Raw genomic sequence first — 12,293 nt, 5'->3', positions numbered from 1 at the left:
TTATGACTCCGTATGACGTTGCTTAGTGATGGCCTTCAGCGAAATCTGAAGAGTGTTTTTGCAGATACTTGAGTACCAGCGCTTCACTGTCGGTATCGAAGTTGACGAATGCCAACATACCGTCGAACATGCCAGGCCAAGTGTTGGCATCAAAGTGCGCTTCATCCGGTTGGGTGTGGCAGACAGAACAGTTGGTCTTGTATGCTTCACGCGCTTTTTCCCAAACTGGGTTGATGTCGTTCAGCATGGCTTCTTTTTTCATCCACACTTTCGCGCTGACTTGCTCCCAAGGTAGACCCGTCATGTCATCGACTTTCTGCTCACCCGTAGTCACAATCGCATCAGACATAGCGGCATCTTTCAGTAGCGACACCACCGCGATGTTCATACCGAAATCTTCTTGAATCACACGGCCAAAGCCTTTCGATTTACGCCAGCCGCTGATCTCCACTTGCATCATGTCGCCTTTTTCAGTCAACACTTTCACTTCAGAAGCTGGGTTGAGGAGACCCGCTTCCACTTTGGCTTGATCATCTTCATACACAGGGAGGAAACGCACGCTGACTAAGGTTTCACCATTGGAGTATTTGGTGTTCGATGCCATACCTTCTAGCTCACCAATCAAGCCGCTTGAGCTCTCCATGTTTTTCGGTAAGTTGTGCGCAATGCCCTTATGACAATCGATACAGCTTTGATCGCGCTCTGCCGCTTGCTTCATTTGAATGCGAGCAGTTGCAGACATTTGCTCAAAATCCATCGATTCATAGTTGTGGCAGTTTTTACACTCAAGGGATTTGTTGGCTGCGAAGCGATCCCACTCGTGTTTTGCCAATTCAATTCGGCGCTCTTCAAACTTTTCTGGTGTATCTAAATCCCCAAAAATTTGCGCGAACACTTCTTTCGAAGCTTGCATCTTACGTGCGATTTTCGCCGTCCACTCATGGGGGACGTGACAATCAGGACAAGTGGCGCGCACGCCAGAGTGGTTTTTCCAATGCACTGTGGTTTGCAGTTCTTGGTATACGTTGTCACGCATGGTGTGACAGCTGATGCAGAACTCTTCGGTGTTGGTCGCTTCCAACGCGGTATTAAAGCCCCCCCAGAAAATCACCCCAGCGATAAAGCCGCCGAGAGTCAGCACACCCAAACTAATGTGTACCGCAGGACGCGTCATAGTGCGCCACATTTTCAAAATTAACGATTTCATGCTTTCTTCTCTTAGCTAAGTCATTCAACAGTAGAAACGGAGGTGGTTAGAAGCCGCCGTGCACACCCGGAGGGCCAAACACGAACATCTGCAGCATCCACACAATGAATCCATATCCACCCACGAAAGCCACGCTTAAGATGGGAAAAAGAACCACAGTGATGAAGAGGAATGACTTCCACTCCAGAGAGCGTTTTTCACCGCCTTCAATTTTATTAACATCACTCATACATTTGCCTACTCTATTTGCTGGATTTTTCGTCAACCCTGTTCCCCAGAGCTGTCACAAATCAAGTTTACTTAAAACAAATGTTAGACCATACATTTAATAGGGTTCAATCTAAAACCATCATGCCCACCTTGTTATTCAACACTTTTTTGAGTTAGAACGGAGTTATGTCTGATTAAAAAATGAGATGAAAGAATGTGAGCAGTTATGACAAATTAATATTGTTTTTAGAGTGTTAAATTTAAACAACAAGGAAACAAATGTGTATTTATAACTCACCACATTTTTCCTTGAACAACCAAAAACCGCGGATAAATGTAAATTTTAATCACTGTATTACGATCATTTCTTGTAAAAAATTTGATCTCTATGAGTTTTTTCAACGATGGTTTGCAAATTCTCTGAGCCAGCTTGTTTCTACCTATATTCTTAATAGTGAAACACGTTTTAATACTCTCTACCCACAGATGATTGAACATGAATAATGCAAAAGAGGGAGATGATTGCCGCCTGTTGATACCGCCCCAAAAGCAGGCAGCCTGCACAGTAAATGCGCATCAATCATGAGCCAATTCAATTCGATATGGTTACACACGGCGTTTGCTCTGAGTTATCCACAGAAAATGTGGATAAGGCTACTGGTGTCGAAAAGCTATTGCACCACGACGACAACCCCGTGTTTGCAAGGAAAAGCAGGTAAAAAAATCCCCGAGTAGCACTCAGGGATGATTGGGCATCTTGTCGGGGTAATGGCTGTCAGCATCAATCTTTCAGATAGATCAGCCAGTACCACATTCCGACAAACACGCCACCACCGACAATATTACCTAAGGTCACTGGGATAAGGTTATTAACGATGAAGTTAACGAAGTTGAGATCCGCATACTGAGCGATATTCGTCCCTGTCATTGCCCAAAAACTCTCTGGCGCAAAATACTTAATGCCAATCGCCATCGGTACTTGGAACATATTGGCAATACAGTGCTCAAAACCGGAAGAGACAAACATGGCCACCGGCAGAATCAATACCATCACTTTATCGGTTAACGAGCGGGCACTAAAGGTCATCCAAACCGCCAAACAAACTAGGATGTTACACATCAACCCAAGAGCGAAAGCTTGCAAGAAAGTGTGATGCAATTTGTGCTGGGAAATGGCCATCGCATTTAGCCCCAACTGTCCGCCATCTTCCATAAACTGGCGAGTGGCAAGCATGATGAACACTAAGATAATGGAGCCGCATAGGTTTCCGAAATAAACCACAGTCCAGTTGCGTACTAGCTCTTTCCACGAGATTTTGCCACTCGCCTTCGCCACTAAGATCAGCACCGAGCTGGTGAATAATTCACCACCGGTAATCACCACCAGAATCAAACCGAGGCTGAAGGCCATACCACCCAACAGTTTAGTTACCCCGTAAGGCATATCGTGGGCACCCGTGGTGACTACGGTATAAAAAACAAAGGCGATACCAATTTGGATGCCAGCAGAAATCGCCAACAGGAAAGATTTATACGCCGCTTTTTTGGCTTTACCTTCACCCGTAATGGCGGCACGTTCCGCCATCTGTGGCGGGAGAAGAGAATCGAATTGGTTATGTTCCATGAGCTTGTTACATTTTGACACACAACAAAAGAGGTGGCGGATAATCGCTCTATTTCCCCTCGAGTTCAAGGGCTATTTGTCATGTTCACGAAAAATGTTTAGATACCCGCCCTACTTGAAGTCGTAACGCTATTTACTAAGATCATTCCCCCCAAATATAGTGTTGGTTTATAACCTCAAGCAGAACATCTCTACCCGCGATTTTTGTGCTGAGGTTCAAAACATTTTTCTCGTCTTTCGCTGAAAAAAACATCAGATCGGGTCAAGCTAACAGTTCTGCGAGCGCAAGATTGCGTGTTGATGCTGCGCAGCCTATTGTGGCGCCAACAACAGCTTAAAAAGGTAATGGCCATGAAATTCACTCAACAGCATATCGATGAGCTTAATTTATTGCTGCAATTTGATTTGAGCAGCGCAGCAACGGGCATCAAAGTACGCCACGATGCTTCTGAAGCGGTACAAACAGCCGTGGTTCGTCTGTATAACAAAGGGTTATGCACTCAACCTGATGGAGGGTACCTCACCGATGAAGGCATAGAAATTGCCGAACACGCTGACCGCGTACTGCGTGTGTTAAACGTTTAATCCTCCTTTCAATGAGCGCTATACAGCGCTCATTTCCTTTATCCCCCAAGTTCAACTGTGTTACGGTAGCCACCTCATTTGCTCTTATTGATAAAGGATGAACTGATGAAAAGAGTTGTCGTGATAGGTGCAGGATGGCTAGGTTTGCCACTGGCACAATGGCTTAAGCAACAAGGCCATACCGTGTATGCGACACGCACTACCCCTCAGGCTGTTCAAACTCTTGAAGATCAAGGTATTGAGAGCTTTGTTTGCCAACTAGATCAACCCGATGGTTTGTGCGAGGCTTTACTCGAACGGCAATGTGATACCTTAATTGGCTGCTTTCCTCCCGGTTTTCGTCAAGGTGCCGGCGAACACTATGCCAAACATTGGTATAGCTTGGTACAGCAAGCCAAGCAGGCCAATATTCAAAAGCTGGTGATGATCAGTTCTACCTCTGTGTATCCCGATATCGCCAAACCGATGAATGAGAAAGATGCCTCTTTGGCATTGGCGCTCGATAATTCGGCCTTTGATGCAAAAGCCCGCATCTTACTCAAAGCGGAACAACATGTGATCACTTCCGGCATTAATTACACCATCCTACGTTGCAGTGGCTTGATGGGTCCGAAACGCCACCCATCACGCTTTGTCAGCAAAATGGCACAAGTCAGCCGACTCGCTCCTGCGAATATGCTGCATCTGTATGACGCGATCGGGATTATTCATTTTTCGCTAGAGCAGCTTCCCAACTCGATTATTAACGCCACTACCCCCAACACAGTGAGTAAAGCGGAGTTTTATCAGGCCGCACTCAACGCAGTAGCAAGCGAACTGCCTCTGCCACCGTTGGGTGATAAAGAGGAGAAACGGATTGTGTGCGACGAATTATTGGCAGCGGGTTACCGTTTTCATTTCACTCATACCTTAGAGGCCGTACACGGTTATGAGTAAACGCTTATATCAACATATCGAAACACTGTGGGATTACTTACAGTTGCATCAACAACCCGAAATTGCCGATCTCATTTTGGTGCTCGGCAGTAACGATGTCCGTGTGGCAGAACATGCGGCAAAACTCTACCACCAAGGCCTTGCCCCTTATGTACTGTTTTCGGGTGGCTTTGGCCGTTTTACTCAAGGGGTATTTAACCACAGTGAGGCGGAGACTTTTGCCGCGATCGCCAAAGATGCAGGTGTCCCTGAACACGCTATTTTGCTTGAGACACAATCGACCAATAGTGGTGAAAATCTACATTTCAGCCATCAGCTATTGGTGCAACAAGCTCGGCCTGCCAAACGCATCTTACTGGTGCAAAAACCTTATATGGAACGTCGCGCTTATGCGGCCTTTATGAAACAGTGGCCAGAATCGGTCGAAAGTGTGCAGGTCACCTCACCCGCAGGCAGTTTTTTTGACTATTTAACTTCAGAACTCACCAGTGATTTTGTGCTCAATGCCATGCTGGGCGATTTTGAGCGCATCCGAGATTATCCGGCACTGGGTTTTCAAATCGCTCAACCGATTCCGAAGCAAGTGGCACTGGCCCATCAAGCCTTGTTGATGTTTAAAGTTAACCCAGAAATATCATGATTGTGGCACCACTTTTGCTTAGTTAGCTTTTGTGTAGAAAATGAACGTTGGAGTCACCTCCACTTTCCAAACAGCAATCAAGGAGTTTGATTATGGAATTGCAACGTCACCACTGCTACGACCTCATTCACATCGGAATACGTGAATTGCTGGAAGATCGTATGGGCTACTTCTCTGCGCTTGATTATCAGCAGACCTTGTATGGCATGACGGGCAAATCCAGTTGTTTGACCATGTCGGACGATGAACTGACAGCCACAGTCGAAAACTTAAAAATGGAAGGCTATTTGGTCGATTTAAATGAAAATTTACTTCGTTAATCAATGAGCAAAAAAGCAACCGACCACATAACTGCTTAAGTATTAGATCGGGTGTTTTTACTCACCAAAGATCTTGAGTAAGGCTGACACAGGTTAGCCTTATTCCCACCGACACAACCCATACTGAAAAAACGCTCGGTTAATCACTAATACATTTTTATTATGCCTGCTTAGTGTGCTTTTATATCAATAATCTATACTTCTTTACGTACGCTCTTCTTCATGAAGTAAGGTCAACTGCCAAAAGGATGAACGGTTACATGCTGCCAATCGACACCAAAACCCTTTCGATTCCAGAACACATCATGCACTCTTGGCAAGAAATCGTTGATCTTATTGCAGAAATCACCGCCTGCCCTGCTTCTTTGATCATGCGAGTTCATGCCTCTGATATAGAGGTTTTTTCCAGTAGCCGAACCGAAGGCAACCCTTATCCACCAAAAGCCAAAGACACTCTCGGTCATGGCTTGTATTGTGAGACGGTGATCAGTGAACGACGCATGTTGGAAGTTCCCAACGCGCTTGCCGACCCTAATTGGGATCATAACCCAGACATAAAATTAGGTATGATTTGTTACTGTGGCTTACCTGTGTTCTGGCCTGATGATACTCCTTTTGGCACCATCTGTATTTTAGATAGCCGTGAGAGACACTTTGACGATCGTGTGCACTCATTGCTAGCTCGATTTCAAAGCGCTATAGAGGGGCAATTGGAAACGCTCTACCAAAAAGCCGAATTAAAAAAACCTCAACCAAGAGCTTGAGAAAAAAGTCGCAGAGCGCACTCAAACGCTAGCAGATTTGAGTACAAAATTGCTCAAAGAGATTGAACAACGTGCTGCAGCCGAAAATTATCTGGATTTTCACCGCCACTATGACCCATTAACCAATCTCCCCAACCGTGTCACGCTTTGCGAACACCTGCAACCTCAGTTAAAAGCAATCGCTGATGAGCAACAAATCACCTTGATCTATTTCAGTCTGCGCAATTTTAAATCAATTAACGACAGCTATGGTTATCAAGTCGGCGATCATATCTTGTCATCTCTAAGCCAACGTTTAAGCCACAACCTACCGGAAGCTTGGTTGTTGGCTCGAATTGTAGGTTCAGAGTTTGTGCTGACCGCTTACCATGAACGCAGCCGAGCAGAAACAAACAAAGTGATTAATCGAGTGATTAAGGCATGCACCATGCCGTTTAATACCAATAACCTCAACATCACTTTACAATGCCATTTAGGCGTTGCGCTCGCACCTATGGATGCAACCGATTCCCTCAGTTTTATCCAACGCGCAAGCTCCGCGATGAGTTTTGCGAAGAAGGAAGGCGCACAAGTCTCTTTTTTCAATATCAAAGCGCAAAAAGCCGCAGAGGAACGCTTACAGCTTGAGTCACATTTACTTGATGCTCTACGTTTTAATGAACTTGCCGTCTATTTCCAGCCGATTGTCTGCCTAAAACAAGCAGGAAAAATCATTGGCGCAGAAGCGCTGCTGCGTTGGAACAATCCACAATTGGGCAATGTGACCCCCGATCGATTCATCCCGATTGCAGAAAGTAACGGACAGATTATTGAGATAGGCTATTTCGTTCTTCATCAAGCGCTGAGAAAGGCTGCTGAGTGGTGTAGAGAATCATCCCATCCATTCAAAATCGCTATCAATATCTCACCGATCCAGTTTCGTGAACAACATTTTGTTGAACACCTTAAAGACATGATGACGCTGTACCAGTTGCCTCCCGGCGCTTTGGAACTTGAGTTAACCGAGGGGATCTTGCTGGAAGATGAACAATACGCGCAAAGTGCATTAGCTCAACTGCGTCAACAAGGCATAAGCATCTCTCTTGATGACTTCGGTACAGGCTATTCATCTTTAAGTTACCTACAAAAATACTCTTTCGATACGTTGAAAATTGACCGCAGTTTCATCAATCAATTGGAATACAACGAGCAAAACCGCGAGCTAACACGAGCAATCATTGCGATGGCACATAAGCTCAACATGGCAGTAATTGCCGAAGGAATTGAAAAGAAATTCCAAGAGGATTTTATTCGCACTGAAGGCTGCAATTATGCGCAAGGCTATCTGTATGGAAAAGCGATGCCTGCCGATGAATTTGTGCAACTGTTAGCGTGATGCACATGATGACAAATAATAACCACATGCTAAAACGACCGATTCACTGTTACTTATAGTTTGTCAGTAGATAACCGAAATAAAGCTAATTGCTTTTTCATCGTTTTTCACTATTTAGCTCTGGAACGAGTTTGGGTTAGACTGTCGTCACTCATTTTATTGGACGTACCCAAAATGAAACAACTGCTCGACTTTATCCCACTGATCATTTTTTTTGCTTTATATAAGTTTTATGACATCTACGTAGCAACTGGGGCGCTGATTGCTGCCACCACGGTTCAAGTGATTGTCACTTATGCTATGTACAAAAAAGTGGAGAAAATGCAGCTCATCACTTTTGTGATGGTCGCTTTGTTTGGTGGTATGACCTTAGCCCTGCATGACGATAACTTCATCAAATGGAAAGTGACGATCGTGTATATCGTTTTCGCACTCGGACTAACCATCAGCCAAATCTTGGGTAAATCTGCAATCAAAGGCATGCTCGGTAAAGAGCTGACCTTGCCTGACGCGGTATGGTCGACCATTAACTGGGCATGGGTGATTTTTTTTCAGTGGTTGCGCAGCACTCAATCTGTACATTGCCTACCACCTACCGCTTGATGTGTGGGTCAACTTTAAAGTCTTTGGCCTGCTTGCGGCAACGCTGGTTTTTACTCTACTGACGGGTGGCTACATCTACAAACACCTTCCCCATGAACCTAAACAGAAAAGCCAATAAATTGTCCCGATGGAATACCCATCCTACTTGGCGCTTATAGTAGAAAGGGATAAAGGGATGATCCATTGATGAATTTGTGGTTATAATCCGCCCCCTAATCCACAGCGACCGTATTCGGTCGCTGTTTTGTTTACTGTGGATCCCCAAATGAATCAAACCGTAAATTCACCTAGAGGCCAGCTTCTGCTGCGCACACTCGCAATGCCTGCCGACACGAATGCGAATGGCGATATTTTTGGCGGCTGGATCATGTCTCAACTCGACTTAGCGGGCGGTATTCTCGCTAAAGAGATTTCCTGCGGACGGATTGTTACCGTTTCCGTGTCCAGTATCACTTTTAAAAAACCAGTCAAAGTGGGCGATGTGGTATGTTGCTACGGCGAATGCACCAAGATCGGCAGAACCTCAATGTCCATTAATCTTGAAGTTTGGGTAAAACCGGTCAAAGAAGATGGTGTTGGTGATCGCTTCCAAGTCTGCGAAGCGACGTTTAACTATGTGGCGATTGATACCAATGGCCGCCCAAGAGCGATAAGCTTAAGCAACGGATCACAGAAATCATCTTGATAAGCTGTGTTTCACGAGCGAGTTGCGTAGAGTATTGACTTTGCTTTTGGTCAGTGGATAAGGATTAAAGTGTTATGTGGTATGTAATTTTTTCGCAGGATGTCGAGAACTCATTAGACAAACGTCTTAGCGTGCGCCCAAAACATCTGGAGCGTTTACAACAACTGCAAGATGAAGGCCGTCTGCTCACGGCTGGCCCTATGCCAGCGATCGACTCCGATAATCCGGGACAGGCAGGCTTCACTGGCTCAACCGTAATCGCGGAATTCGCCTCTTTAGTGGAAGCACAAGCTTGGGCAAATGCCGACCCTTATGTCGCCGCGGGTGTCTATGCCAACGTGATTGTTAAACCTTTCAAAAAAGTATTCTGATATGAAAAAAATCATCCTGAGCAGCGTTATCGCCTCGACTCTCCTTCTCGTCGGTTGCAGCTCTGGTTCAGCAGAAAAACAGCGTAACCTTGAGCTATTGGCTGGCAACCGTGCCAGCTTACTCTCTACCGAGCTACCGCTGGAGTTTGGCCCACTGAATATTCTCCGCGCTACCTCCAAAGGCAGCACCATTGAGCTGATGATGGTTTATAACACAGATGCAAATAATGCTAAACCAACCGAGCAAGTGCTACAAAGCGCGGTAACAAGCTTCTGTGCTAACAAAGACATCCGTTCGAATCTGGATGTTGGGATCAGCTACCGCATCCAAATGCGCAACACGCGTGGTCAATTGATGGTGGATCAGTTGGTCACTAAAGAGAGCTGCAAGCAAGGTTAAGCACGTTGGAAGTCACCAAGATATTTAAGATTGACTCTCGAACAACACAAACAAAAGAACAAAGGCCTCATAAGAGGCCTTTGTGGTTTCGAACCGTTTACCCAAACCACTTGGCGTTGTAGGTAAACTTCAAGTAGGAAGCGAATATTAGGCTTGCCATTCCGCGCGCAGTGCTTTCGCTGCGTTCACCATGTTGGTCAGTGCTGCTTCCACTTCTGGCCAGTTGCGGGTTTTTAGACCGCAATCTGGATTGACCCACAAACGCTGTGCTGGAATTTTTTCTGCTGCTTTGCGAAGCAGATCTTCAATCCATGTTTGTGCAGGAATGTTCGGTGAGTGAATGTCGTACACGCCTGGGCCAATTTCGTTCGGGTAATTAAACTCTTCAAACGCTTTGAGCAGCTCCATGTTGGAGCGCGATGTTTCAATGGTGATCACGTCGGCATCCAGTGCCGCAACCGATTCGATGATCTCGTTGAATTCGCTGTAACACATGTGTGTGTGAATTTGCGTTTCCGGACGCGCGCTACCAGCGGAAATCTTAAACGCTTGCACTGCCCAATCTAAATACGTTTGATGATCGCGTTTTTTCAGTGGTAGACCTTCACGAATTGCGGGCTCATCGATCTGAATGATATTGATACCCGCATTTTGCAAATCCGCCACTTCATCACGCAGTGCCAACGCCAATTGCTGAGCAATCTCTTGGCGGCTGATGTCTTCACGTGGGAAGGTCCAGCACAGAATGGTCACAGGGCCCGTCAACATCCCTTTCATCTGCTTAGAGGTTAGAGATTGCGCGTAAGTTGACCACTCTACCGTGATCGGTTTTTCACGTTCGATATCCGCCACCACAATCGCAGGTTTTACGCAGCGTGAACCGTAACTCTGCACCCAACCAAACTGCGTGGTTTGGAAACCCGCGAGGTTTTCAGCAAAGTATTCCACCATGTCGTTACGTTCGGCTTCACCGTGTACCAGCACATCTAGCCCTAACGCTTCTTGGCGTTTCACCGCATCGGCAATATGGCCTTTCAGTGCTTGCACATACTCTTGCTCGCTCAATTTGCCTTGACGATAGGCACTACGCTCAGTACGGATCTCTCCGGTTTGTGGGAAAGAGCCAATGGTCGTGGTCGGTAAGAAAGGCAGCCCCAGCACTTCTGCTTGGTGATGAGCACGCTCAATATAAGGCGCACTCCGCTCTGCCAATGCCTCCGTAATATTGTTGATGCGCGCTTGCACAGAAGCCTTATTCACCGTGTGAGAAGATTTGCGTGCCACAATTGGCTGGCTATAGGTATCACAAGCCAGAATCGCCGCGGCATCACCATCCAAAGCACGGCCGAGCAAGGACACTTCCGTAACTTTCTGCTTGGCAAACGCAAACCAACTACGGGTTTCTGCACTCAAATCGCCTTCTAAATCCAGATTGACAGGGCTGTGCAGCAGTGAACAGGAACTCGCGACCCATAAACGCTCGCCCAACAGGGTTTTCACAGGCTGCAAACGAGCCAGAATGGAACTCAAATCCGCACGCCAAACGTTACGGCCATTAATCACACCTGCTGAAAGTACCCAATCAGATGGCAAGCGGTTAACAATGGTTTCGAGCTGCGCTGGAGCGGCCGAAATATCCACATGTAGGCCATCGACAGGCAATTCCACAATCTTATCAAGCGTGTCTAACACTGAATCAAAGTAAGTGGTCAGCAGCAGTTTGACGTCACCGCGGATCACCTGATAAGCCAACTTAAATGCTTCTTGCCAACGTGGTTCCAGTTCTAACGCCAAAATAGGCTCATCGATTTGCACCCACTGCACACCCTGCTTCGCCAGCTTGCTCAGAATCGCTTGGTAAGCGGTCAATAGACGCGGCAACAACGTTAAACGATCAAAACCCTCTTCCACTTCTTTGCCTAAATAGAGGTAGCTCACGGGACCAAGCAGCACAGGTTTTACATCGTGACCCGCTTGCAGTGCTTCATTCACCTCTTCAAACAGTTGTGGCCAGCTCACACTGAAAGTGTCGTGAGAGCTGAACTCCGGCACGATGTAGTGATAGTTGGTGTTGAACCACTTGGTCATATCCGATGCCGCGCTGCCCGTTCCGCAACCACAAGCATTTTGTGACTGACCACGACCGACGCGAAACAGCGTATCTAAATCGGGAAAACCGTGGTTATGGCGCTTAGGCACATGCCCCAGTAACAGTGTGGTGGTGAGTACATGGTCGTACCAAGCAAAATCACCCGCGGTGACGAAATCCAATCCGGCTTCTTTTTGCAGTGCCCAGTTGTGTTGACGAATTTGGCTACCGACCTGTTTCAAAGCCGCTTGGTCAATCTCACCACGCCAGTATTTTTCAAGAGCAAATTTAAGTTCGCGTTTTTCGCCAATGCGGGGATAACCAAGAATGTGTGTCGTTGTCATGTGAAAATCCTTTGTCTGTTCTTAATTGGTCGTAGAAGTTCTAAGCCGACTCAGCGCATCCGAAGATGTCTGGATGGCTAAACTATCGCGTTGTACGCCTTCGAGGACAAGGTTCATTTATTCAACTTGTTTATTAGTAA

Annotated in this window: 11 protein-coding genes and 2 pseudogenes; 9 read left to right on the top strand and 4 right to left on the bottom strand. The window is 46.3% G+C overall.

The features are described from left to right. Positions 1 to 22 precede the first annotated feature (22 nt). The 3 genes from torC to focA all read right to left on the bottom strand — a co-directional run bounded on the left by torC (position 23) and on the right by focA (position 3,041). On the bottom strand, positions 23 to 1,207 hold the full coding sequence (torC, locus tag CEQ48_RS10605; RefSeq protein WP_089071210.1) for a pentaheme c-type cytochrome TorC: 1,185 nt from the start codon (positions 1,205 to 1,207) through the stop codon (positions 23 to 25). A 46-nt stretch (positions 1,208 to 1,253) separates the two neighbouring features. Continuing rightward, on the bottom strand, positions 1,254 to 1,436 hold the full coding sequence (gene torE / locus CEQ48_RS10600) for a trimethylamine N-oxide reductase system protein TorE (protein WP_089071209.1): 183 nt from the start codon (positions 1,434 to 1,436) through the stop codon (positions 1,254 to 1,256). 762 nt (positions 1,437 to 2,198) lie between these two features. Continuing rightward, on the bottom strand, positions 2,199 to 3,041 hold the full coding sequence (gene focA / locus CEQ48_RS10585; protein ID WP_089071207.1) for a formate transporter FocA: 843 nt from the start codon (positions 3,039 to 3,041) through the stop codon (positions 2,199 to 2,201). Positions 3,042 to 3,392: 351 nt separating this feature from the next. Here focA and CEQ48_RS10575 point away from each other — a divergent pair, with 351 nt between their 5' ends. The 9 genes and pseudogenes from CEQ48_RS10575 to CEQ48_RS10535 all read left to right on the top strand — a co-directional run bounded on the left by CEQ48_RS10575 (position 3,393) and on the right by CEQ48_RS10535 (position 9,720). After that, positions 3,393 to 3,626 carry a TIGR02647 family protein gene (locus CEQ48_RS10575; protein WP_089071205.1) on the top strand — a complete coding sequence of 78 codons (234 nt, stop codon included), beginning with the start codon at positions 3,393 to 3,395 and terminating at the stop codon, positions 3,624 to 3,626. Positions 3,627 to 3,731: 105 nt separating this feature from the next. Beyond that, entirely contained in the window at positions 3,732 to 4,562 is an 831-nt protein-coding gene (locus CEQ48_RS10570; RefSeq protein WP_089071204.1) for an NAD(P)H-binding protein, read from the top strand. Beyond that, positions 4,555 to 5,202 (top strand): YdcF family protein, encoded by a 648-nt coding sequence (locus CEQ48_RS10565; protein ID WP_089071203.1) that lies wholly within the window; start codon positions 4,555 to 4,557, stop codon positions 5,200 to 5,202. Before CEQ48_RS10570 ends, CEQ48_RS10565 begins: the two co-directional genes overlap by 8 nt. 92 nt (positions 5,203 to 5,294) lie before the next feature. Further along, a complete protein-coding gene (locus CEQ48_RS10560) occupies positions 5,295 to 5,522 on the top strand; it encodes a hypothetical protein (protein ID WP_181714705.1) in 228 nt (75 codons plus the stop codon). A 260-nt stretch (positions 5,523 to 5,782) separates the two neighbouring features. Beyond that, a pseudogene (locus CEQ48_RS10555) lies at positions 5,783 to 7,661 on the top strand (sensor domain-containing phosphodiesterase). 174 nt (positions 7,662 to 7,835) lie between these two features. Then, positions 7,836 to 8,382 (top strand): annotated as a pseudogene (locus CEQ48_RS10550) (septation protein A). A gap of 147 nt (positions 8,383 to 8,529) precedes the next feature. Beyond that, on the top strand, positions 8,530 to 8,949 hold the full coding sequence (gene yciA / locus CEQ48_RS10545; RefSeq protein ID WP_181710933.1) for an acyl-CoA thioester hydrolase YciA: 420 nt from the start codon (positions 8,530 to 8,532) through the stop codon (positions 8,947 to 8,949). Positions 8,950 to 9,023: 74 nt separating this feature from the next. Then, the gene (locus tag CEQ48_RS10540; protein WP_089071200.1) at positions 9,024 to 9,320 is read left to right on the top strand and encodes a YciI family protein; all 297 of its coding nucleotides are present in this window, start codon (positions 9,024 to 9,026) and stop codon (positions 9,318 to 9,320) included. Between the two features lies 1 nt (position 9,321). Then, positions 9,322 to 9,720 carry a GspS/AspS pilotin family protein gene (locus CEQ48_RS10535; protein WP_089071199.1) on the top strand — a complete coding sequence of 133 codons (399 nt, stop codon included), beginning with the start codon at positions 9,322 to 9,324 and terminating at the stop codon, positions 9,718 to 9,720. Positions 9,721 to 9,867: 147 nt separating this feature from the next. On the opposite strand, the gene metE is transcribed toward CEQ48_RS10535, so the two are convergent. Further along, the gene (gene metE, locus CEQ48_RS10530; protein WP_089071198.1) at positions 9,868 to 12,153 is read right to left on the bottom strand and encodes a 5-methyltetrahydropteroyltriglutamate--homocysteine S-methyltransferase; all 2,286 of its coding nucleotides are present in this window, start codon (positions 12,151 to 12,153) and stop codon (positions 9,868 to 9,870) included. Positions 12,154 to 12,293: the final 140 nt, after the last annotated feature.

The organism is Vibrio tarriae, assembly GCF_002216685.1.
Lineage (GTDB): Bacteria > Pseudomonadota > Gammaproteobacteria > Enterobacterales > Vibrionaceae > Vibrio > Vibrio tarriae.
Note: the sequence above shows the minus strand (reverse complement) of the source record. Positions and strands in the feature narration are given on the sequence as shown.

Bases quoted from the DNA above. Each gene is read 5' to 3' on its own strand.
- torC (WP_089071210.1), bottom strand. From the start codon at position 1,207: ATGAAATCGTTAATTTTGAAAATGTGGCGCACTATGACGCGTCCTGCG.
- torE (WP_089071209.1), bottom strand. From the start codon at position 1,436: ATGAGTGATGTTAATAAAATTGAAGGCGGTGAAAAACGCTCTCTGGAG.
- focA (WP_089071207.1), bottom strand. From the start codon at position 3,041: ATGGAACATAACCAATTCGATTCTCTTCTCCCGCCACAGATGGCGGAA.
- CEQ48_RS10575 (WP_089071205.1), top strand. From the start codon at position 3,393: ATGAAATTCACTCAACAGCATATCGATGAGCTTAATTTATTGCTGCAA.
- CEQ48_RS10570 (WP_089071204.1), top strand. From the start codon at position 3,732: ATGAAAAGAGTTGTCGTGATAGGTGCAGGATGGCTAGGTTTGCCACTG.
- CEQ48_RS10565 (WP_089071203.1), top strand. From the start codon at position 4,555: ATGAGTAAACGCTTATATCAACATATCGAAACACTGTGGGATTACTTA.
- CEQ48_RS10560 (WP_181714705.1), top strand. From the start codon at position 5,295: ATGGAATTGCAACGTCACCACTGCTACGACCTCATTCACATCGGAATA.
- yciA (WP_181710933.1), top strand. From the start codon at position 8,530: ATGAATCAAACCGTAAATTCACCTAGAGGCCAGCTTCTGCTGCGCACA.
- CEQ48_RS10540 (WP_089071200.1), top strand. From the start codon at position 9,024: ATGTGGTATGTAATTTTTTCGCAGGATGTCGAGAACTCATTAGACAAA.
- CEQ48_RS10535 (WP_089071199.1), top strand. From the start codon at position 9,322: ATGAAAAAAATCATCCTGAGCAGCGTTATCGCCTCGACTCTCCTTCTC.
- metE (WP_089071198.1), bottom strand. From the start codon at position 12,153: ATGACAACGACACACATTCTTGGTTATCCCCGCATTGGCGAAAAACGC.